We start from the raw sequence: 21,532 nt of genomic DNA, 5'->3' as shown, positions 1-21,532 counted from the left end.
GATTGAAAAGTCTTCATAATATTCCGTTGCAAAAACTATGCCATTTCTCCCGGTTACCTATATCAAAATTTCCTATGTATTTGTCTAGACTTTTTTACACCAACAATCCACTTTCTTAGAAAATTGTTTCCAAGGGCAATTTTTCTTAACTTTTAAAGGTGAACGTTTTTGGCACGCTTCTTGCATTACATTTTTCAAAAGGAGGGGGCCTATGACAGACAGAGATTATGTGATATGTCGATGTGAAGAAGTTAGTTACAAGGATATTTATCGAACGGTAAAAGAATTCAACTGTTCCTCCCGTGAGGCAAAATTAAGAACTAGAGCAGGTATGGGGCAATGCGGTGGCAGAACTTGCAGAAATTTTGTTGACCAAATAGTTGCAAACATAAATCAGGAAGCCATCACAGATGACATTCCATTAAAATATCGCCCGCCAGTAAGGCCGGTACCGTTTAAGTTATTCGGAGGTGAATAGTTTTGGGACAACTGCGTATTAAAAACCACCCAATATTATCGATAGACCAAGATAGACAGGAGATCAACTTCACTTTTGATGGAAAAGTTCTATCAGGGTACCAGGGCGACACGATTGCAAGTGCTCTGCTCGCCAACAATATCCGGACGCTCCGCCATCATGAAGAAACAGAATCTCCTCGCGGTATTTATTGCAATATCGGCCATTGCTTTGAATGCAGGGTTACAATTAACGAACATCATGTACAGAGAGCCTGCCTGACAGAATTGGCAGAAGGAATGACTATTCAATCAGGCAAAAGGCTGCCAGCACCTTTTAAAGAAGGGGTCTATCATGAGTAGTCTATTGATAATCGGGGCTGGTCCGGCAGGGTTATCAGCTGCCATAACCGCAGCCCGACAAGGTGTTGAAGTCACTATAGTCGATGAGTTTGTCAAACCGGGTGGAAGACTTTTAGGCCAACTGCACCAGGAACCAAACGGTGTTTGGTGGAACGGTATAGAAGAGGCGGGAAAGCTGGAGTCAGAGGTCAAAAAGCTTCCCGTCGAAATCCACTATCATACAAGTGTCCATCATATAAGAAAAGTCGCGAAGCAATGGGAAGTACAAACGAACAAAAAAGTCTTCACCGCTGAAGCGTTGTTACTAGCGACCGGAGCGGCGGAACGAAGCATACCAATTCCGGGTTGGACCTTGCCTGGCGTGATGACTATCGGAGCAGCTCAGGTAATGACTAATGTACATAAAGTAAAACCCGGACAAAAAGGAATAATCGTCGGTCTGAATGTTCTTTCCATGGCCATTGCCCATGAACTAAAACTGGCAGATGTCGATATCGATTCTATGGTGCTCCCACCACAGACCATTTTAAGTGAACAAGAGAGTAACCCCAAGCAAGTATTAAATACCCTGTCAACACTTTCACACCTGGCCCCTTCCCCACTATTACGATATGGTGGGGCTCTTATCCAAAAATCATCCTGGTTAAAAGAGAGGGCACTTGCCTTTTATCCAAACAGCGGTTTTAAGGTTTGGGGGGTGCCGATAAGGTTGAGGACACAAGTAATAGAGATTATTGGCACTACTCAAGTGGAAGCGGTGCGGGTTGCTCGTGTGACGTCGTCAGGAAAAATTATCGATGGTACAGACAGAACCATCGATGTTGACTTTGTATGTATTGCCGGCGGTTTATATCCTCTGTCCGAATTGATCGCCCTGACCGATTGTCCAATGAAGTATATCCCATCTTTAGGAGGACACATACCCGCTCACAACGAGAACATGTGCACACCTGTGGAAAGCCTGTATGTTGCAGGGAACATTACCGGAATAGAAAGCGCAAAAATTGCAATTAGACAAGGTACCGTAGCGGGCCTGAGTATTGCTAAAGATATGAATCTATTAGAAAACCACCAACAATTAGATACTGCACGACAGCTAGTCAAAAAAGAACGAGAAAATGCCACAATCAAATTCCATCCCGACATCAGCCAGGGCCGGGACGATCTCTACCAAGGCAGCAATGATTTGTTGGCATAGTTTTTGCATTGTAATTATAGAAAAAACAAAAGGAGTGTTTTGATGGAAAAGTTTAAAGGAGTCTACGTCGCCCTCGTTACACCGATGAAAGAAGATTTCAGCCTGGATACAAAACGTCTGTATGAAATATGTGAATGGATGATCAGTAAAGGTGTTGCTGGATTAATCCCTAATGGATCGCTTGGTGAATATGCGACATTAACTCATGAAGAAAGAGCTAAAGTAGTAGAAACAGTGATGGAAGCCAGCAAAAATAAAGTACCGGTCGTGGTCGGAACAGGAGCCCCGGCGACAAGAGATGTTGTATTTTGGGCAGAGCATGCGAAACAACATGGAGCTGAAGGAATCATGGCCTTACCTCCAATCAATTATAATCCATTGGAAAATGAAGTAATCTATCATTATGAACAACTATCAAAAGTCGGCTTACCTATTATTGCATACAACAATCCACGGGATTATGCGACAGATCTAACACCTGACCTCCTCGCCAAACTAGCGAAAATCGACAATGTGGTTGGTGTAAAAGAGTTCAGTGGCGACATTCGAAGGGTCCATGACATCAAAGCAAAAACCGACCTGGAAGTGCTTATAGGGGTGGATGATTTGTCGATGGAAGGCCCACTTTGCGGAGCAACCGGCTGGATCTCTGGTGTACCGAATGCCCTGCCTGAAGAAGGAGTTCAACTATTTAACTTGGCAAGGGAAGGAAAAGTGGAAGAAGCACTCCCCCTATACAGGAAAATGCTTCCACTATTTCACTATGACGCCGAACCACAATTAGTCCAGGCAATTAAATACATGATGGAGCTGGCAGATCAACCGGTCGGTCCAACACGTCCACCGCGTCTTCCATTAACGAATGAAGAGTATGCAAATATTCAAAAGGCTTACCACGAAGCAGTAAAACCACTATCCAAGCAAGTTTAACCCGAATATTTTGGGAAAGGAGTTGGTAAGATGAACATCACACACAGCCCTTTAGTGGCAACAAACTGGATCAATGGCAAGTGGGAAATCGGAAATGGCGAACGATCTCTTCGATATAATCCCGCCAATGTAAATGAACCTGTTGGTGAAATTGCCTTTTCCAGTCAAAAGGAAGTAGCCTTAGCAGAAAAAGCCGCGCACCAAGCCTTACCTCACTGGAGAAAGCTAACTGGAAACCAACGTGCGAATTACCTTTATGCTATGGCAACCGCGCTGGAAAACAACACAGATGAAATAGCCGAGTTAGCAACACGAGAAATGGGAAAACCGATCGGAGAAATGAAAGGCGAAGTTGCTCGCGGGATACAGCTTCTGAAATACTATGCAGCAGAAGGTGTAAGGGCAGACGGTGATGTTATCCCGTCTTCCGCTAATGGAGTCTTGCAGTACACGAAAAGAATCGCATTAGGGGTTGTGGGATTGATTACCCCCTGGAACTTTCCTGTTGCCATACCTATATGGAAGCTAGCCCCGGCACTTATCTGTGGTAACACAATTATTTGGAAGCCTGCCGAAAATGGGTCACTGACTGCTTACAAGCTTTGCCGGATTTTCGAGGAAGCGGATCTGCCGGAAGGTGTTATCAACCTAGTGATAGGTAAAGGCAAAGAAGTAGGCACATACTTAACGGAAGAAGCGGAAATTAATGGACTATCCTTTACTGGCTCAACCTATACCGGCACTAGGCTGGCCGGAGTCTGTGCCCAGCGCAATATCAAATATCAAACGGAGATGGGCGGGAAAAATGCCGCTATCGTACTAAACGATGCAGATTTAAACACTGCTGTGCCCGCCATTGTAAGTGGCACATTTCGCTCAGCGGGGCAAAAATGCACTGCATCCAGCAGAATTATTGTAGAAGAAGGGATTTATGATTCCTTTATAGAAGCTATTAAAAGCGAGATGGAAAAGGTAAAACTTACGAATCCTCTCGATAAGGACGCATACCTAGGACCGGTTGCTTCGAAAGAACAACACCGTAAAGTAAATCTTTATGTAGAACTGGCAAAGAAGGAGTCCAATATAATCCATGAAAACAAGGATGAACTTTCAGAAGATGGCTACTATGTAAATCCATTGGTTATAGAGGGTATATCAAAAAGCCACCCACTATTTCAAGATGAAATATTCGGACCTATAGCTGCCGTTTTAAAGGTAAAGGATTATCAAGAAGCAATCGACACCTTTAATGATACAAAATACGGATTAAGCGGTTCAGTCTTTACAACGAACTTGGCTAAAGCCCACCAGTTTTTAGAAGATGCAGAGGCTGGAATGGTGCGTGTGAATTTGGAGACAGCCGGTGTGGAGTACCAGGCCCCATTTGGAGGGTTAAAGCAATCAAGTTCACATACGCGGGAACAAGGTCAGGAGGCTCTGAAATTCTATTCCAATATTAAAACATGTGCCATTAAGTATGAGTAAACACAGCGGAGAAAGATGCTAATCTTTCTCCGGTTTTACTACCAACCCATTTTGGAGGTGAAAACATGGAATTAGGTCTGGTCCAGGAACAGAAAATCAGATTATCGATGACAACCGAACTACAACAAGCCATTTCATTATTACAATACTCATCTTTACAACTTGCAGAGTTCATACAAGATCAATCATTAGAAAATCCTTTTATCGAATTGGAAGAAACCAATTCTAATCATACCTATGATAGGCCGCCTCGATCGACGAATAATATCTCACAGTACACCAATCCTATTGATTACATAAATAATGATTCCTACACATTGAGCCAGCATCTCCTTAATCAGCTTTCTTTTCTAAAGATTTCAAAGAAAGAACACCGAATCATGAACTACATCATTTTGATGCTAAATAGCAAAGGCTATTTCGAAGAGAGCCTTGAATCTACAGCTGAGCATTTGAGAGTCGCCAAAGAAGAAGTTGCTGGCTGCTTAAAAAAGATACAACAATTAGATCCTATCGGAGTGGGAGCAAGAAACCTTATCGATTGTCTTCTCATTCAATTAAACCACTTTCATCCTCAAGAAAAAGTTGCTGAAGAAATAATCAAAAATTACTTTTTGCAATTCGCTGAAAAAAATCAAAAATTCATTGAACGAAAATTAGCTGTCACAAACAAGGATATCGACCATGCATACTCTATCATTAAATCGCTAAATCCCAGACCCGCTGCAAATATCGAAAAGTTCAAACCCACTTACATTACACCAGACGTAAACGTTTCTTTTCAAAAAGGGAACATTGTAATCAGAATTAACGACCATACGCTTCCCAAGATAAAAATGAATGAAGAGTATCATCATTATTTAAGTACGCTCAACAAAAAGTCTGAAGCATCCATTTACCTGCAGAATAAATATAAAAATTTCCGCTGGCTGATCCAAAGTATCGAACGAAGAAAAATAACATTAGTGAAGATAATGAAGGCCATAACGGAAAAACAATATAATTTTTTCAGGAAAGGACCCTTTTTCTTAGATCCATTAACGCTTAAAGAAATAGCAGAAGTATGTGGTGTGCACGAGTCAACCGTGAGCAGAGCTACAACCAACAAATTCGTACAAACTCCTTTTGGCATTTTCGAAATGAAGTATTTTTTCTCTTCAGCCTTAAAGCTGAAAAACGGGACGGAGGCATCCTCCCATTTGATCAAGAAGATGATAAGCGAGATGATTGCAGCTGAATCAGTTAGAAAGCCACTATCAGACCAAGCCATCACTTCGCAGTTACAACAACAAGATATTTGTGTATCGAGAAGGACAGTAGCAAAGTACAGGGTGCAAATGAATATACCACCCTCTTCTAAAAGAAAGGATGTTTTCAAGAAGACCGGTGTTTCTGGATTACCATAAACTGCGACATAACTTTTTCTGGCTTCCTTTCATTCTTTTCGGATTGAGTGGTAGTCCAGCGCTACGGAAAAATACTCCCTTTCCGGGGGCAGCACCTCAGCCTCCTCTTGAGCAAAAAGCGCTCACTGCGGGGTCTTCGGAAGCTGCTCTTCCCCCAGGAGTGTCGCATTTTTCCTCCGCTTTCAGTAGATTTCTGATAAAGCGATAAATGGTCCTGAAATATGTCTAATATGTGGTATTTCCTAAACAAAATTCAGAAAGCCCCTAAAGGCGAAGCAGAACACGTAGACTCCTCGAAAATACAAACCAATATTCTTCGTGCTAAGTGATACTGTCGTAGCTTACCTTTTCCTATGGGAACAGCAAAGATCTTAGATGGGACGAGTAATCGCAGTCCCAATGGAGCAAGGAAGCTTATTCAAAGTACCTGGGTGAGGCCGAGCGAAGTGTTCTGCCTCCGCTGTTTGGGACTCTCTACATTTTTTGGGTAGAAAAATCTCTATAACTCCTCAACTGTTATTTCCTCTTTCAAATAAAGAGTTCCATTACAAGCTGCGGTAAAATGCGAGACTCCTTGAAAATAAAGGTCGATTTTCTGCGTGCGGTGTAAATTCAAGGAGGTCTTTTCAAAGTCCTGCGGGAAAGGAACAGTCTGAAGACCCCACAGTTGGCGTTTTTTGCCAGCGAGGAGGCTGAAGCGTTCCCCGCGGAAAGCGAGTATTTTACCGCAGCGTTGGGTTAGCACACAACTAACATCAGAAGGAATGAAAACTTCACAATGCAGAAATTTCACTATGTCGTAGTTCCCCTCAAAGCTAAATTTAAAAAGCAACAATACTTACGAAAAGAGACAAAAAAATGAATAATAAAAATTAAGAAGGCTTCCCATAAAGCGGAAGCCTTCTCTTTGTTCTAGTATGAAAAGACAAGAAAGAAGGACCCGACGATAAAGGGTCCCTCCAATCTAGATCTATTACTTCCCTTCAATATACGTCCACTTGTAAGAGCCAAATACGCCAAATGGATGCGTGATCAGATCCTTCACATATGGTTTCGTAAGCATGGCCTGACCTGATTGGTACATTGGAGAAATCGCCACATCTTCCTCGATTAAGATACGTTCAGCTTCCTGCAGATTTTCCCATCGTTTGTCTAAATCAGCTGTATCTGTTTTAGCTTCCAAAACCAATTCGTCGAACTTTTCATCAGAATAGCCTGTTAAATTACTAGTACCATCTGTGACAAACAAATCTACAAAGGTCATCGGGTCTTGATAATCCGGGTTCCACCCACCATATGACAAGTCATAATCCATCTCGACCTCACGATTCAGCTTCACTTTGTTTGGCAAGTTTTGAATTTGGATTGTCAGCCCTTCCAAGTTTGTCTCAAGCTGGTTTTTGATGAATGCCGCGACATTCCCTCTCTGGTCATCTTCATAGCTTATTAGTTCTAATTCGATACTATCCACTCCTAATTCTGACAGTCCTTGTTGCCAATAGTCTTGAGCTGCTTCTACTCCTTCGTTATTAAACTCAGGATATTTAGCTCTGAAATCCTCACCAGAAGGACTGAAAGCAAACTCTTTTGGTACAAGATAATTGGCAGGTACAGAGCCGTTGTTCAACAGTGATTCAGCCACTCCGGCTTTATCCCATCCCATATCTATGGCTCTTCTGATGTTTTCATTAGCCAAATATTTATTCGTTTGGTTAATCCTCATAAAGTAAACTTCCGGCTTCAATACATGAGTATAATCTTCGTGACCGGCATACTTCGTAACAAACTCTGAAGTAATTTCTGTCATATCGATTTCCCCTGCTTCATACAAACTGACTCTTGTACTATTATCAGAAGCAATTTTCACCTCGATTTTATCCAGCTTAACAGCCTCTCTATCCCAATAGTCTTTGTTTGGCTCGTAAGTCCAACCAGTACCGTGATCCCATGAAGTTAACGTAAACGGTCCGTTATAAATTAAATTCTCGGCTTCAAGTGCATATTGATCGCCTTTGGATTCTACAAACTCTTGGTTCTGAGGGAAAAATAATGGGTAGGTTACCAAGCTGACAAAGTAAGGAATTTGATTCTCCAATTCAACCTTTAACGTATGGTCATCAACCGCCTCTACTCCCAGTTCATCGACAGCACCATATAATTCGCTGTCTTGATTCTGAATTTCTGCAGCATTTTTAATATCATTCATCATATAAGAAAAAGGTGATAATGTTTCCGGTGTCAGGGCTCTTTTCCAAGCAAATACAAAATCATTTGCAGTAACCGGTGTACCGTTACTCCAGACAGCATCCTCTCTCAACTTGAAAGTATAAGTACTTCCATCTGAAGACACTTCATAACCCTCTGCCATACCTGGAACAGGCTCATGATTTTTATCCAATCGATAAAGACCTTCCATGACATTGTTCAAAGTTTTACTAGCTAATACATCCATTAATTCCAGAGAATTCAATGTCGTTAAGTCTCCACCCTCAACTAGATTTAAAACTTGTTTAGAATCTCCAGCTTCTGAATCTTCCGTACCTTCTGTGCCCTGTTCTGTTTCAGTAGTCTCATTTTGATCTTGATTGTCCTCAGCCGACGATGTCTCTCCTTCACCAGTACACCCAATCAGAACAGCACTAAGTACAATAAATAAGATCAACGACAGAAATTTACTCTTACTCTTCATCCAATGAGTCCCCCTTATTGATTTATAAATAGAAACGACAAAACCTTTTTCCATAAAAATAAACGGTTGTGGCCCTCCCTCCGCTTTCTCCTTACTTTCACTATTGCAAGATAAGTGCCAACTTTTGATTGTTGGTTTAAAATGAGGTTTAAGTAGTCATTTTTTCTTAATTTTCAATTAATTCATACAGGTCCGAATGTTGGAATCTAATTTTATGTACACCCTGTCTTACCCTTTAGACACAGCATGCAAAAGATTTAGACACATGTTTGTCACATTTGCTGACATGAAATCTTCACGTTTTGAATTATTTCTTTGGCATAGATATTGCAATATATATACCAAATCTATTTAAAGGGGCCCTAAGTGACATGAGTATTTTAAAAAGAATAAGGAAAAGGTTAGAAGAAGATCACTTGGATGGAATAATGATTACCAACGGATACAATCGAAGATATGTTTCACACTTCACTGGTTCATCCGGCATTCTATTAATTACAGCCAGTAAAGCCATGCTTTTGACTGACTTCCGTTATGTTGACCAGGCAACAAATCAAGCCACCCAATTTGAGGTAATCAATGGTGGAAGAGATTTAACAAAGGAATTAGCAAAACAAACAAAAGAGTTGAACATAAAACGTCTGGGATTTGAATCAATCGATATCAGTTTTGATAGTTATTCAAGTTATAAAAAGGTAATCGCATCCGAATTGATCCCTCTTAAGGGATTCATTCAACAGTTTAGGATGATAAAAACGACAGAAGAAATGAAAAAAATAAAAACAGCTGTGGACATTACTGACCAAGCATTCATCCACATCTTGAATTTTATCCAACCAGGTAAATCAGAGATTGAAGTCGCTAATGAATTAGAAAGAAAAATGCGGGAACTTGGTGCAAAATCTTCTGCTTTTGATATGATCATCGCTTCCGGGTACAGAGCATCCCTGCCTCATGGATTGGCGAGCAACAAAAAAATTGAGGAAGGCGACCTTGTAACAATGGATTTCGGAGCTTATTATGATGATTATCGCGCGGATATGACCAGAACGATCGCTGTAGGCAGTATCAGTGAAAAATGGAAAGAAATATATCATATTGTACATGAGGCATTAGCAAGACAAACACAAGGAATCAAGGCAGGCCTTTCTGCCAAAGAAGCCGATTCATTGTCGAGAGACTATATCACTTCCCAAGGATATGGAGAATTTTATGGACATGGATCAGGCCATGGAATCGGCTTGGAAATACATGAAAACCCATTTATGTCCACCCGTTCTACAGACACATTAGAGGCTGATATGGTGATTACGATAGAACCTGGAATCTATCTCCCTAATGAAGCAGGTGTTCGAATCGAAGACGATGTATTAGTAACCGACGAAGGATGCGAAATTTTAACAGGGTCAACAAAGGATATGATCGTTCTGTAATATAGGCATGCAAAAAAGTGATGGTTGATCCATCACTTTTTTGTATGCTGTCTTCAACCACCTTCGATCAGCGTTGCTAGTTCGTTGTATTCTAATTTACTCACCGTCCTGATACCGAAGACTCTTCTCACTCTTCCTTTCGGGTGTGCCTGGAACTTAATAGTTATCTTATTTTGACCACGTTGGATATGATCAGCTAAATGACAGGAGACTGTTTGGAAACGCGCCGTCTCGTCAAATCCCTTTTCAAAGTTGGTCAGTTTTTTATTATCTATGAATATATCGTATTCTTTTTCTTTCCTTTGTAATTCTTTCGCATAGGTGAGGAGCAACATCATCTCCCTCGCATCATCTACTTCTAACTCAAAAGAAAACCAACCATCATAGGCAGTCCGGCATTTTCTCATTTGCAGGGACTCGACACGAGCCTTCTCACCATCAAATTGATGATCTCTCTCAGGCTGCATTTCACCGGGCTGAACATAATCAATGGTAGCTTTCTCTATCAGACTTACATATTTACGTGAGGTTACATAATCTTGTTTTAATCGTTCCCACTCCTCTTCAGTGAAAAGGTCCCAGTAAACGGAATACATCTTGTCGTGCATTTTATAGAAAGGATAAAGAATAATATCCCGCGGGTGGCCTGCCTCAACCGTTCGAAAAACAGTTTGTTTCCCGTCTTCTTTCTTAATCCATTCAGATAATCGCTTATTCTTTGGAATCATGACCGGACTGTACAAGGAGTCCGATGCTTCTGGATCATTTAGTGGTCCTAACTCACCAGCAAGCACTAATGGACCGTACATAATTGCCACTCTATTCTCCTTATCCGGCATCGGCTCTAAGCGCAGAGTCATGGGTATTTTTATATCAATGCAATCGCTGTCTTTCCATGACCTGTCTATCTTTATAAACGATCCGGGTTCTTCATCAACGTGATGGACTTCCCCGTTTATGTTTATTTCTATTCCTTCTTCCGCCCAATAAGGATATCTGATGTTTAATGTAAATCGTACTTCTTCTACTGAAGAAACTCGTATATTGATTTGATCATCTTCTGGATAGTTAGTTTCTTGTATGATCGTTACGCCTTTATCCTTCCAATGGAGTCTTGAAGCTATATATTGATTAATATATAAGTTTTCATGATCAAAAAAATAAATGCTGTTTCCATGGCTGGCGTGATTCTCCATTCCTGTCCCCACGCAACAAGTAAAGTCATGGAATTTATCGTTGTAATCTTTATATCCACCCATATCCAGCGATAAACAATACGTTACTCCATCACCCACTGGGTCTTGAGAAGAAAGGATATGATTGAATAAAGCCCGCTCATAATAATCAGCAGCCTCCGCTGAAGCGTTCCATTCAAACAAATGCTTCGTTAGTTTCAACATATTGTATGTATTACATGTCTCGGTCGTATTCGGCCCTAACCGATCACTCAGGTGATCAGGGGTGCCGAAGTATTCTTCAAAGCTATGGCCTCCGATAACATACGAATGATGGTTGACAACGCGATTCCAAAAGAATTCGGACGTCGATTTGTATTTCTCATTATTAGTTATTTCATATTGTTTCGCCAGCCCGAGAATTTTTGGAATTTGTGTGTTGGCATGATTCCCCCCTAGGCGATCCTTTTGTTTGGAAAGAGGGTCTAGTATTTGCTTATGCCAAAATTTCTCCGCCAGCTTCAAATAAGCCTCTGCGCCGGTATCAGCATAAAGATCAGCTAATACTTCATTAAGACCGCCATATTCGCAAGCCATTACTTCTTCCATCTGCACTTCATCAAGTTCGGAAAAAATTCCGCCCAGCCAATCTGCAAGTTCCATTTCTATGGTTAAGGCCTTCTTGACACCAACTATTCGAAAAGCATCTCTCAGCCCCGCAAATAGCTTATGGATTGTATATAAAGGGGCCCACAAGCCATTTAAGTCAAAGCCTTGTGAACGAATATTCCCACCAGCCACTTCTTGAAAAATTTCTTTTGCCTGCGGAATTCCCGACACATAACCATCACCGTGAGCTTCCTGACAAACCCTTAACTCGTCAACAATATAAACCACACGCTCTTTAAAACGTTTATCTTCTCCTAAAGAGGCATACATCATCGAACAGGCAGAAAGATAATGCCCCAGCGTGTGTCCAGAAATACTTAAAGATTCCCAGCCTTCATAACTTGGAGCTTTCCTTTCGAGACCTGCATATTCTCTGAACCTGGCTAAAAAACGGTCGGGTTCTAATTGAAGAAGATAATCTGCGTTTAAATCCATCGCCCATTTAAAGGGACCCCCAGTTATCCGGATGTCCTTCAATTCAAAGGACTCAACTTCTTTCTTGCCTTTCGTTTCTACTTTCATTTGCACGAAGCCTCCTCTTATATAGTTTTCCTCTATACCCTGATCAATTGTTTAGGATAAGAAGTTAACACTTCGACTTCTCCACTTTCGTTTACATACACATTATCTTCTATTCGCACACCACCAAGTGCAGGGATATAAATGCCAGGCTCGATTGTAAAAACCATACCAGGAGCAATCAACTCCTGATTTAATCCATGAACAGATGGTGCTTCATGCACTTCAAGACCCAACCCATGACCGACCCTATTATTAAAATAGTCACCATAGCCTGCTTGTGTGATCCAGCTTCTTGCAGCATCATCGACTGATCCTAGGGTACTACCAGTGTTCACTGCATCAATCGCTTTCTGGGTAGATTCCAAAACGATATGGTATAATTTTTCTTGTTCCTTTGATCCCTCACCCACTAAGAAGGTTCTGGTGATATCCGAGCAGTACCCTTCCGTCTTTACACCCATATCGATTAGAACAAAATCATTAGGTGCAATTGCGGCATTTCCTGGATGACCGTGTGGAAGTGCTGATTTTTTCCCCGTTAGAACAATTGGACTAAACGACGGTCCATCAGATCCTACCTTCCTCATTTGATATTCAAGTTCAGCAACCAAATCTGTTTCTGTCATGCCAACTTTTATTTGTTTTCTGCCAGTTTCCATTACTTCTTCAATCATTTTAATCGCTTTCGATATTTTCTTTATTTCGTTCGGGCTTTTATGAAGCCGAAACGATTCTATTAATCCCTCCATATCAATCCACACCGCTTCAGAAAATCGTTGACGTATTTGTTCATATTGAAATAAAGAAAGTTGCTTTTTCTCTACCCCGAAACGGTTAATTTCCTTACTTACATTATCGAAGAAAATTTGAAAAGGATCCTCTGTATCAGAAACCGTTATAACATTTTGCACATAAGACTCCGCCTTTGCGGCTTCTAAATCAAGAAGTGGCACAAACAACATATCTTCGTCAGTGTTAAAATCGATGACCAGTGCCATAAAACGCTCATGCGGATCAGAATAGAAACCGGTAAAATAATAGATATTCACCGGAGAAGTCATCATCACCACATCGATTTGACGTTCATTCATCTGCTGTTTTAAACTCGTTATCCTTTGCCTGAAAAGTTGATCTTCCACTCGTATCATTCCTTTCATTCAATCACTTGCTCGCTAATAATGGAATGCAAGAAATGTGCCAAAGTAACCTCATAGAATTCCTGAAAAGGCAATAGAAGGGTCATGACCGGATGCACTACCCTAAACAAGTCTTACAATCTACCAGGCATGGCTTGAAGGCAACACACAACTTGTTTTATAGATATGAATTTGTAAACAATTTTCCGAAGTATCCGATATAATATATAGAAGAAAAGCAAAACCCTTTGTACATAACAAGGCTTTATGAAAGGTTGTATGGTTCATGGATGATTTGGGATATTTATTAATAAAAGGTTTAGGTATGCTTTCTAGAAATGGAAGCAGCAAATGTAAGGCTTGCCATTCAAAGTTTCCCGTCCAGGAAATGATTTCCGTGAATGACATGAAAGAAGACATAGATTTTAAGTATGTTAATACAAATTGGGTAATATATCATTTAATCCTTAAAGATCAGGCCGATCGCGATGGGGATACGAACATTGTGCATTTATGTTCGGATTGCTATAAAGCAAGGCTGTCTAAAGCAAACAGAAAATATCTGGATGCCTATTCCTCAATGAACCAAGTGAAGACTTTTCCAGCCAATTATAATGGTAATTTCAAATTGGATGATAAGGTTGATCCAAAGATAGAAACGTATAATTTTTCCGGGGGTAAATGGAATACCCTTAACAAAATGAAGTTTTGGGCAGCATGGGAAGGTTTCAATCTTATTTATAATATCACTTATGATTATCAGTATGACCAAAAGACTGTTACAGGGATATTCGCCAAATTAAAGGACGCGAGATAGCAAATGAGCCATTCTATTAGGGGAACAGTTAAACTACTGACAAAAGCCCCCGCCTCCTCTAAGTCGTTCAGGAAAACGACCACTTAACGCAAAAAGGACGATACATAGTTATATCTAAGTACCGTCCTCATGCACTTTATTCTATACCGGTAGACCCTAACTCGTTTTACACAATCAATATAAGTACTTTAGTAATTGCAAAGCATGATATCTTGCTTCCATAAATTAATAGAGTCAATAGGTTCGGTTCCATCATTAGATTCCCTTTGAATGCCTAGGCTTTTGTACGGTAATTTAGATTATGATTCTTTAACGTTTTATCTTTCCCAAATAAGAAGTGTTTCTCCATATCAGGTGAATATTTAGAGTTGATTGTTTTCGCTCCTGTTGCCTCTGCTACTGCTCTAATCATGGCAGGTGATGCTCCACAACAAAGACCAATATAGTTAACACCGATATTTTGTGCTTCTTTTGCCCAATCCGCTAATTCATACCGATTATGGTAAAGTGGATCTAACGATGTAGGGAAAGTTGTTTCAGTCGGTAATGTACAACTGCATCCTCCATCAGGTAAGTTGAAGAATGTTGGGTGTTCTTCAGTAGTTCGATATGGAATTGGTAATCCACCGACAAAACCTTCTACAGCTTCTCTAATTCTTTTTAGGTATGGCTGCATCGTATCTGGTCCTCGGAAACAGTTCATTCCAACAACTAATGCACCTTTTTCTGACAAGATCTTACAGGATTCTTCTACCGTATAACCGTCGCGTAAGATATTTTCGCCCATCAGCCCTAATGTTATAACTGCAGGCAATCCTTGTTTTTTAATTTCTTCTAACGCTATAACGGCCTCTTCGTGGTAATAAAAGGTCTCTCCATTTATAAAGTCTACCCCTTCTTCTTTACACCACGTTATCATTTCCGCAAAAATACCCCTCACCCTTTCGGAAGATTCTGAATCTTCCGGGTCAAAAATATTCGTATTCGAAATGTTTCCTGCAACTAATGCTTCCTCGTTAGGATGTTCCTTTGCAACTTCCTGCGCCAAACGGATCGCACTCCGGTTTAATGGCTCAAGTAAATGTTCTTTACCTATAATTCTCATTTTTTCACGATGGGCATTATAGGTGAAAGCCAAAACAACATCCGAACCAGCGTTCATGTAATCCCTATAGGTTTGTTTTAAAACCTCTGGGTGTTCCAAAGCTACTTCTGGTACAAAAGATCCTGCCTGTAAATATCCTCTGCGTTCCATTTCAAACAAATATCCTTCTCCTACAATGACAGTACCTTCTTTTAATCTTTGTTCTAAACTTCTTTTCCCCACTACATCTAACCCTCTCTCTTTTGATTTAAAGTTAGTGTAGCATTAGGCTAATATATTGCATAACACTTAAAGTCTATCCTTAGCCATAGCTTTAAACTATAGCAAGGTTAATTCATGTGCAATCGTTTCTTTTAAGTGGTTAATATAAATCGTTGCCAGCGGGCTGTTTGTGACATTCTTATGTGTAATATAGCCAACCGTAATTCGCTCGTCTACCTGCAGCGGGACCGCTACAATATCATTATCGTTAATATCATAACTAATCACCCCTGTAGAAATCGTGTATCCATTCAACCCTATCAGTAAGTTGAACAAAGTAGCTCGGTCACTGACGCGAATATTCTTGGGTCTAGAAATCGTGCTGAGTATCTCCTCAGAAAAATAAAAAGAATTGTAGTCCCCTTGTTCAAAAGACAGATACGGATAAGGATCCAAATCGTCTAAGGTTACATACTCCTGAGTCACAAGTGGATTGTTCGTGCTAATGAATACATGCGGTTTTGCTTCAAATAGTTTGTGAAACGTCAAATTTCCTTCTCTTAAAAACTTACTAATTACTTTTTGATTGAAATCATTCACGTATAAAATGCCAATTTCACTCCGAAGGTTTTTCACATCATCAATAATTTCATATGTCCTTGTTTCCCGCAAAGTAAATTCATATTCATCACGATTATAGTCTCTCAACAATTTCACGAATGCACTGACGGCAAAAGCATAATGGTGTGCCGACACAGAGAAGTGCTGCTGTGGGGATTGAGTCGTATCAGAATAGCGATTTTCAAGCAAGTCTGTTTGTTCAATCACCTGCCTTGCGTAGCCTAAAAACTCTGAACCCTCCGGAGTAATGACGATTCCCTTATTCGTCCGTGAAAAAATCGTAATCCCCAGTTCATTCTCCAAGTCTTTGACTGCATTGGATAGACTCGGTTGGCTAATAAACAATCGCTGTGCTGCTTTACTAATCGATCGGTTCTTAGCCACTTCGATTACATATTTTAATTGTTGCAATGTCAACTACTCTTCCTCCTCACAACCATTTTGCATAGTTTTATTGTAGCATAGATGGCTCGTGAGGGATTTTGACCAGGACTGAGGATTATCTGCGGGCAGTTGATCAAATTGGAACGGCCTAAAAGAGTAAAGTACATACAAAAAAAAGCCAATGCTTTATGAAAGCATTGGCTTTTTTTTTGGCTTTTCAGCTTTTGTTGATACCGGTGGTCGGGGTCGAACCGACACTCCCGAAGGAACACGATTTTGAGTCGTGCGCGTCTGCCAATTCCGCCACACCGGCATGATCTGATTGTGGAGGCGGCAACCGGATTTGAACCGGTGATAAAGGTTTTGCAGACCTCTGCCTTACCACTTGGCTATGCCGCCTTAAAATGGAGCGGAAGACGGGATTCGAACCCGCGACCCCCACCTTGGCAAGGTGGTGTTCTACCACTGAACTACTTCCGCATTTTATGGCTGGGCTAGCTGGATTCGAACCAGCGAATCACGGGATCAAAACCCGATGCCTTACCGCTTGGCTATAGCCCAACTATGCACTATAATTTTTATTTTGAGTTAATGGGGCGACCGATGGGAATCGAACCCATGAGTGCCGGAGCCACAATCCGGTGCGTTAACCCCTTCGCCACGGCCGCCATGATAGTTAATATGGCAGGGGTAGTAGGAATCGAACCCACACCGGAGGTTTTGGAGACCTCTGTTCTACCGTTAAACTATACCCCTACTTTTAATGTTATTATAACATATAAATGGTGGAGGGAGTAGGACTCGAACCTACGAACCCGATGGGAGCGGATTTACAGTCCGCCGCGTTTGGCCAACTTCGCTATCCCTCCATATTTAAATGAAAAAATGGTGGCTCGGGACGGAATCGAACCGCCGACACACGGATTTTCAGTCCGTTGCTCTACCGACTGAGCTACCGAGCCTTTGGATTATGATATAATCATCATCATTGCCACCTATGTAATATAGTGGCGGTCCGGACGGGACTCGAACCCGCGACCTCCTGCGTGACAGGCAGGCATTCTAACCAACTGAACTACCGGACCATTTTGGTTGCGGGGACAGGATTTGAACCTGTGACCTTCGGGTTATGAGCCCGACGAGCTACCAGACTGCTCCACCCCGCGATAGTGTAAGTTTCAAACTTACTATATTTCATTTAAAGAAATCATGGTGGAGGATGCAGGGCTCGAACCTGCGACCCCCTGCTTGTAAGGCAGGTGCTCTCCCAGCTGAGCTAATCCTCCATAATGGTGACCCGTACGGGATTCGAACCCGTGTTACCGCCGTGAAAGGGCGGTGTCTTAACCGCTTGACCAACGGGCCATATTTTTTAAAAGATGGCGGAGAGCGAGGGATTCGAACCCTCGAGACCGCGGTAGCGGTCTACACGATTTCCAATCGTGCTCCTTCGGCCACTCGGACAGCTCTCCGTGGCTCCACCGGTAGGATTCGAACCTACGACCGATCGGTTAACAGCCGATTGCTCTACCACTGAGCTACGGTGGAATGGATATGCCTGGCAACGTCCTACTCTCGCAGGGGCAATGCCCCAACTACCATGGGCGCTGGAAAGCTTAACTGCTGTGTTCGGCATGGGAACAGGTGTGACCTTTCCGCTATTGTTACCAGACCCTTTTGTGCACATCCAAGTGATTTGCTTAATTTTCAGTGACAACAAATATTATATCTGTTTTTCACAAAAAATCAAGGGGTAAAAAGTAATTTTTTATACTTTCAAAACTAAATAAGAGTTTCAAGGCATCTGAAGGTCTATTCATGTTTGTGCAGTCCAGCTCCGACTCCCAGGTCCTCGCTGTTATAAGCAATACCTCTCCAAGGCTGAAGAACCCAGCCTTTACGCGGTCTTACTTATCCAGTCGGACCTAAACGGTCGTCTACGCTTTCTATTTTTATAGTTAAGTCCTCGATCGATTAGTATCCGTCAGCTGCACGTGTCACCACGCTTCCACCTCGGACCTATCAACCTCATCGTCTCTGAGGGATCTTACTCATTTAAAATGATGGGAAGTCTCATCTAGAGGGGGGCTTCATGCTTAGATGCTTTCAGCACTTATCCCTTCCACACGTAGCTACCCAGCTATGCTCCTGGCGGAACAACTGGTACACCAGCGGTGTGTCCATCCCGGTCCTCTCGTACTAAGGACAGCTCCTCTCAAACTTCCAACGCCCACGACGGATAGGGACCGAACTGTCTCACGACGTTCTGAACCCAGCTCGCGTACCGCTTTAATGGGCGAACAGCCCAACCCTTGGGACCGACTACAGCCCCAGGATGCGATGAGCCGACATCGAGGTGCCAAACCTCCCCGTCGATGTGGACTCTTGGGGGAGATAAGCCTGTTATCCCCGGGGTAGCTTTTATCCGTTGAGCGACGGCCCTTCCATACGGCACCGCCGGATCACTAAGCCCGACTTTCGTCCCTGCTCGACTTGTAGGTCTCGCAGTCAAGCTCCCTTCTGCCTTTACACTCTGCGAATGATTTCCAACCATTCTGAGGGAACCTTTGGGCGCCTCCGTTACTCTTTAGGAGGCGACCGCCCCAGTCAAACTGCCCACCTGACACTGTCTCCGGACCGGATCACGGTCCTGGGTTAGAATGTCCGTACAGCCAGGGTGGTATCCCACCGACGCCTCCACCGAAGCTAGCGCTCCGGCTTCTAAGGCTCCCACCTATCCTGTACAAGCTGTACCAACATGCAATATCAGGCTACAGTAAAGCTCCACGGGGTCTTTCCGTCCTGTCGCGGGTAATGCGCATCTTCACGCATAGTATAATTTCACCGGGTCTCTCGTTGAGACAGTGCCCAAGTCGTTGCACCTTTCGTGCGGGTCGGAACTTACCCGACAAGGAATTTCGCTACCTTAGGACCGTTATAGTTACGGCCGCCGTTTACTGGGGCTTCGGTTCAACGCTTCGCCTTGCGGCTAACGCGTCCCCTTAACCTTCCAGCACCGGGCAGGTGTCAGCCCCTATACTTCGCCTTACGGCTTCGCAGAGACCTGTGTTTTTGCTAAACAGTCGCTTGGGCCTTTTCACTGCGGCTTCTCGCAAAAGAAGCACCCCTTCTCCCGAAGTTACGGGGTCATTTTGCCGAGTTCCTTAACGAGAGTTCTCCCGCTCACCTTAGGATTCTCTCCTCGCCTACCTGTGTCGGTTTGCGGTACGGGCACCTCTTTCCTCACTAGAGGCTTTTCTTGGCAGTATGAAATCCGGAGCTTCGGTACTTATGTTCCCTCCCCGTCACAGCTTGAGATTGTTGGACGGATTTGCCTATTCCAACTCTCTTACTGCTTGGACGCACATTTCCAATCGTGCGCTCTCCTTATCCTCCTGCGTCCCCCCGTCGTTCAAACGGAAAGGAGGTGGTACAGGAATATCCACCTGTTGTCCATCGCCTACGCCTTTCGGCCTCGGCTTAGGTCCCGACTAACCCTGAGCGGACGAGCCTTCCTCAGGAAACCTTAGGCTTTCGGTGAAAGAGATTCTCACTCTTTTTTCGCTACTCATACCGGCATTCTCACTTCTAAGCGCTCCACCAGTCCTCACGGTCTGACTTCGCTGCACTTAGAACGCTCTCCTACCATTGTTCGCAAGAACAATCCGCAGCTTCGGTGATACGTTTAGCCCCGGTATATTTTCGGCGCAGAGTCACTCGACCAGTGAGCTATTACGCACTCTTTAAATGATGGCTGCTTCTAAGCCAACATCCTGGTTGTCTAAGCAACTCCACATCCTTTTCCACTTAACGTATACTTTGGGACCTTAGCTGGCGGTCTGGGCTGTTTCCCTTTCGACTATGAACCTTATCACCCATAGTCTGACTCCCAAGATCGAGTAGCTGGCATTCGGAGTTTGACTGAATTCGGTAACCCGATGAGGGCCCCTAGTCCAATCAGTGCTCTACCTCCAGTACTCAACTCTTGAGGCTAGCCCTAAAGCTATTTCGGAGAGAACCAGCTATCTCCGTGTTCGATTGGCATTTCACCCCTACCCACACCTCATCCCCGCGTTTTTCAACACGCGTGGGTTCGGGCCTCCAGTCAGTGTTACCTGACCTTCACCCTGGACATGGGTAGATCACACGGTTTCGGGTCTACGACCAACTACTACAGGCGCCCTGTTCAGACTCGCTTTCGCTGCGGCTCCGTCTATGCGACTTAACCTTGCAGGTGATCGTAACTCGCCGGTTCATTCTACAAAAGGCACGCCGTTACCCATTAACGGGCTTCGACTACTTGTAGGCACACGGTTTCAGGTTCTATTTCACTCCCCTCCCGGGGTGCTTTTCACCTTTCCCTCACGGTACTGGTTCACTATCGGTCACTAGGGAGTATTTAGCCTTGGGAGATGGTCCTCCCGGATTCCGACGGAATTCCTCGTGTTCCGCCGTACTCAGGATCCACTCCGGAGGAAACGGCTTTTCAACTACAGGGCTCTTACCTTCTTCGGCTGATCGTTCCAGATCGATTCGTTTAAACCATTTCTTGGTAACTCCGATGGAGTGTCCTACAACCCCAGAAAGCAAGCTTTCTGGTTTGGGCTGTTTCCGTTTCGCTCGCCGCTACTTGGGAAATCGCATTTGCTTTCTCTTCCTCCGGGTACTGAGATGTTTCAGTTCCCCGGGTCTGCCTCGGTTATCCTATGAATTCAGATAACCGTACTGCTCCATTACGAACAGTGGGTTCCCCCATTCGGAAATTCCCGGATCAACGCCTACGTACGGCTCCCCGGGACATATCGGTGTTTGTCCCGTCCTTCTTCGGCTCCTAGTGCCAAGGCATCCACCGTGCGCCCTTCTTCACTTAACTATTATCCAGTTACAGCTCCCAACAGCTAGCGTAATAGTTAATATCGCTGCCAGTTCTTCAAAAACAAAG

14 protein-coding genes, 14 tRNA genes and 2 rRNA genes are annotated in these 21,532 nt (G+C 43.1%); 8 read left to right on the top strand and 22 right to left on the bottom strand.

Features of this window, described 5'->3' with window-relative positions:
- Positions 1 to 211: 211 nt before the first annotated feature.
- From CZ434_RS17950 to rpoN, 6 genes are all read left to right on the top strand, one after another.
- The gene (locus CZ434_RS17950) at positions 212 to 478 is read left to right on the top strand and encodes a (2Fe-2S)-binding protein (RefSeq protein WP_077624383.1); all 267 of its coding nucleotides are present in this window, start codon (positions 212 to 214) and stop codon (positions 476 to 478) included.
- A 2-nt stretch (positions 479 to 480) separates the two neighbouring features.
- Positions 481 to 819, top strand: coding sequence for a (2Fe-2S)-binding protein (locus CZ434_RS17945; protein ID WP_077624382.1), 339 nt, complete (start codon positions 481 to 483; stop codon positions 817 to 819).
- Positions 812 to 2,017, top strand: coding sequence for an NAD(P)/FAD-dependent oxidoreductase (locus tag CZ434_RS17940; protein ID WP_077624381.1), 1,206 nt, complete (start codon positions 812 to 814; stop codon positions 2,015 to 2,017). Before CZ434_RS17945 ends, CZ434_RS17940 begins: the two co-directional genes overlap by 8 nt.
- A gap of 42 nt (positions 2,018 to 2,059) precedes the next feature.
- Positions 2,060 to 2,947: a dihydrodipicolinate synthase family protein gene (locus tag CZ434_RS17935; RefSeq protein ID WP_077624380.1), complete on the top strand. Its 888-nt coding sequence runs from the start codon at positions 2,060 to 2,062 to the stop codon at positions 2,945 to 2,947.
- 30 nt (positions 2,948 to 2,977) lie between these two features.
- On the top strand, positions 2,978 to 4,432 hold the full coding sequence (locus CZ434_RS17930; protein ID WP_077624379.1) for an aldehyde dehydrogenase family protein: 1,455 nt from the start codon (positions 2,978 to 2,980) through the stop codon (positions 4,430 to 4,432).
- A gap of 65 nt (positions 4,433 to 4,497) precedes the next feature.
- The gene (rpoN, locus tag CZ434_RS17925; RefSeq protein WP_077624378.1) at positions 4,498 to 5,838 is read left to right on the top strand and encodes an RNA polymerase factor sigma-54; all 1,341 of its coding nucleotides are present in this window, start codon (positions 4,498 to 4,500) and stop codon (positions 5,836 to 5,838) included.
- A 499-nt stretch (positions 5,839 to 6,337) separates the two neighbouring features.
- On the opposite strand, the gene CZ434_RS17920 is transcribed toward rpoN, so the two are convergent.
- Together CZ434_RS17920 and CZ434_RS17915 are read right to left on the bottom strand one after the other, a co-directional pair.
- Positions 6,338 to 6,631: a hypothetical protein gene (locus tag CZ434_RS17920; protein WP_077624377.1), complete on the bottom strand. Its 294-nt coding sequence runs from the start codon at positions 6,629 to 6,631 to the stop codon at positions 6,338 to 6,340.
- A gap of 180 nt (positions 6,632 to 6,811) precedes the next feature.
- Positions 6,812 to 8,527: a peptide ABC transporter substrate-binding protein gene (locus CZ434_RS17915; RefSeq protein ID WP_077624376.1), complete on the bottom strand. Its 1,716-nt coding sequence runs from the start codon at positions 8,525 to 8,527 to the stop codon at positions 6,812 to 6,814.
- Positions 8,528 to 8,898: 371 nt separating this feature from the next.
- Here CZ434_RS17915 and CZ434_RS17910 point away from each other — a divergent pair, with 371 nt between their 5' ends.
- Positions 8,899 to 9,960 carry a M24 family metallopeptidase gene (locus CZ434_RS17910; RefSeq protein WP_077624375.1) on the top strand — a complete coding sequence of 354 codons (1,062 nt, stop codon included), beginning with the start codon at positions 8,899 to 8,901 and terminating at the stop codon, positions 9,958 to 9,960.
- Positions 9,961 to 10,013: 53 nt separating this feature from the next.
- Here CZ434_RS17910 and CZ434_RS17905 read toward each other — a convergent pair whose 3' ends face one another.
- Together CZ434_RS17905 and CZ434_RS17900 are read right to left on the bottom strand one after the other, a co-directional pair.
- Positions 10,014 to 12,326, bottom strand: coding sequence for a glycoside hydrolase family 127 protein (locus CZ434_RS17905; RefSeq protein WP_077624374.1), 2,313 nt, complete (start codon positions 12,324 to 12,326; stop codon positions 10,014 to 10,016).
- 32 nt (positions 12,327 to 12,358) lie between these two features.
- Positions 12,359 to 13,465: a M24 family metallopeptidase gene (locus CZ434_RS17900; protein WP_245831018.1), complete on the bottom strand. Its 1,107-nt coding sequence runs from the start codon at positions 13,463 to 13,465 to the stop codon at positions 12,359 to 12,361.
- 283 nt (positions 13,466 to 13,748) lie between these two features.
- On the opposite strand from CZ434_RS17900, the gene CZ434_RS17895 reads away from it, so the two are divergent.
- Complete coding sequence (locus tag CZ434_RS17895) at positions 13,749 to 14,279, top strand: hypothetical protein (RefSeq protein ID WP_077624373.1); 531 nt, start codon at positions 13,749 to 13,751, stop codon at positions 14,277 to 14,279.
- A gap of 274 nt (positions 14,280 to 14,553) precedes the next feature.
- Here CZ434_RS17895 and CZ434_RS17890 read toward each other — a convergent pair whose 3' ends face one another.
- The 18 genes from CZ434_RS17890 to CZ434_RS17805 form a co-directional block, all read right to left on the bottom strand.
- Positions 14,554 to 15,606 (bottom strand): homocysteine S-methyltransferase family protein, encoded by a 1,053-nt coding sequence (locus tag CZ434_RS17890; RefSeq protein ID WP_077624372.1) that lies wholly within the window; start codon positions 15,604 to 15,606, stop codon positions 14,554 to 14,556.
- Positions 15,607 to 15,702: 96 nt separating this feature from the next.
- Positions 15,703 to 16,623 carry a LysR family transcriptional regulator gene (locus CZ434_RS17885; RefSeq protein ID WP_077624371.1) on the bottom strand — a complete coding sequence of 307 codons (921 nt, stop codon included), beginning with the start codon at positions 16,621 to 16,623 and terminating at the stop codon, positions 15,703 to 15,705.
- A 198-nt stretch (positions 16,624 to 16,821) separates the two neighbouring features.
- Positions 16,822 to 16,903: transfer RNA gene (locus CZ434_RS17880), tRNA-Leu, on the bottom strand.
- A gap of 12 nt (positions 16,904 to 16,915) precedes the next feature.
- Positions 16,916 to 16,989 (bottom strand) — tRNA-Cys (locus CZ434_RS17875).
- A 6-nt stretch (positions 16,990 to 16,995) separates the two neighbouring features.
- Positions 16,996 to 17,070 (bottom strand) — tRNA-Gly (locus CZ434_RS17870).
- A gap of 6 nt (positions 17,071 to 17,076) precedes the next feature.
- A tRNA-Gln gene (locus tag CZ434_RS17865) sits at positions 17,077 to 17,151 on the bottom strand.
- 31 nt (positions 17,152 to 17,182) lie between these two features.
- A tRNA-His gene (locus tag CZ434_RS17860) sits at positions 17,183 to 17,258 on the bottom strand.
- A 14-nt stretch (positions 17,259 to 17,272) separates the two neighbouring features.
- A tRNA-Trp gene (locus CZ434_RS17855) sits at positions 17,273 to 17,346 on the bottom strand.
- 27 nt (positions 17,347 to 17,373) lie between these two features.
- Positions 17,374 to 17,459, bottom strand: a tRNA-Tyr gene (locus tag CZ434_RS17850).
- Between the two features lie 17 nt (positions 17,460 to 17,476).
- A tRNA-Phe gene (locus CZ434_RS17845) sits at positions 17,477 to 17,552 on the bottom strand.
- Positions 17,553 to 17,598: 46 nt separating this feature from the next.
- Positions 17,599 to 17,675, bottom strand: a tRNA-Asp gene (locus CZ434_RS17840).
- Positions 17,676 to 17,679: 4 nt separating this feature from the next.
- A tRNA-Met gene (locus CZ434_RS17835) sits at positions 17,680 to 17,756 on the bottom strand.
- A gap of 44 nt (positions 17,757 to 17,800) precedes the next feature.
- Positions 17,801 to 17,876 (bottom strand) — tRNA-Val (locus CZ434_RS17830).
- A gap of 4 nt (positions 17,877 to 17,880) precedes the next feature.
- Positions 17,881 to 17,955 (bottom strand) — tRNA-Glu (locus CZ434_RS17825).
- A 15-nt stretch (positions 17,956 to 17,970) separates the two neighbouring features.
- Positions 17,971 to 18,062, bottom strand: a tRNA-Ser gene (locus tag CZ434_RS17820).
- A gap of 1 nt (position 18,063) precedes the next feature.
- Positions 18,064 to 18,138, bottom strand: a tRNA-Asn gene (locus CZ434_RS17815).
- 8 nt (positions 18,139 to 18,146) lie between these two features.
- Positions 18,147 to 18,262 (bottom strand): 5S ribosomal RNA (gene rrf, locus CZ434_RS17810).
- A gap of 282 nt (positions 18,263 to 18,544) precedes the next feature.
- Positions 18,545 to 21,463 (bottom strand): 23S ribosomal RNA (locus CZ434_RS17805).
- Positions 21,464 to 21,532 lie beyond the last annotated feature (69 nt).

It is taken from the genome of Sediminibacillus massiliensis (assembly GCF_900156915.1).
GTDB lineage: Bacteria > Bacillota > Bacilli > Bacillales > Amphibacillaceae > Sediminibacillus_A > Sediminibacillus_A massiliensis.
The sequence above is the reverse complement of the archived record's forward strand: the minus strand, read 5'-3'. Positions and strand labels throughout refer to the sequence as shown.

What these genes read in the sequence shown, in the direction of transcription:
- CZ434_RS17950 (WP_077624383.1), top strand. Translation starts at nt 212, where the DNA reads ATGACAGACAGAGATTATGTGATATGTCGATGTGAAGAAGTTAGTTAC.
- CZ434_RS17915 (WP_077624376.1), bottom strand. Translation starts at nt 8,527, where the DNA reads ATGAAGAGTAAGAGTAAATTTCTGTCGTTGATCTTATTTATTGTACTT.
- rpoN (WP_077624378.1), top strand. Translation starts at nt 4,498, where the DNA reads ATGGAATTAGGTCTGGTCCAGGAACAGAAAATCAGATTATCGATGACA.
- CZ434_RS17940 (WP_077624381.1), top strand. Translation starts at nt 812, where the DNA reads ATGAGTAGTCTATTGATAATCGGGGCTGGTCCGGCAGGGTTATCAGCT.
- CZ434_RS17910 (WP_077624375.1), top strand. Translation starts at nt 8,899, where the DNA reads ATGAGTATTTTAAAAAGAATAAGGAAAAGGTTAGAAGAAGATCACTTG.
- CZ434_RS17905 (WP_077624374.1), bottom strand. Translation starts at nt 12,326, where the DNA reads ATGAAAGTAGAAACGAAAGGCAAGAAAGAAGTTGAGTCCTTTGAATTG.
- CZ434_RS17895 (WP_077624373.1), top strand. Translation starts at nt 13,749, where the DNA reads ATGGATGATTTGGGATATTTATTAATAAAAGGTTTAGGTATGCTTTCT.
- CZ434_RS17930 (WP_077624379.1), top strand. Translation starts at nt 2,978, where the DNA reads ATGAACATCACACACAGCCCTTTAGTGGCAACAAACTGGATCAATGGC.
- CZ434_RS17935 (WP_077624380.1), top strand. Translation starts at nt 2,060, where the DNA reads ATGGAAAAGTTTAAAGGAGTCTACGTCGCCCTCGTTACACCGATGAAA.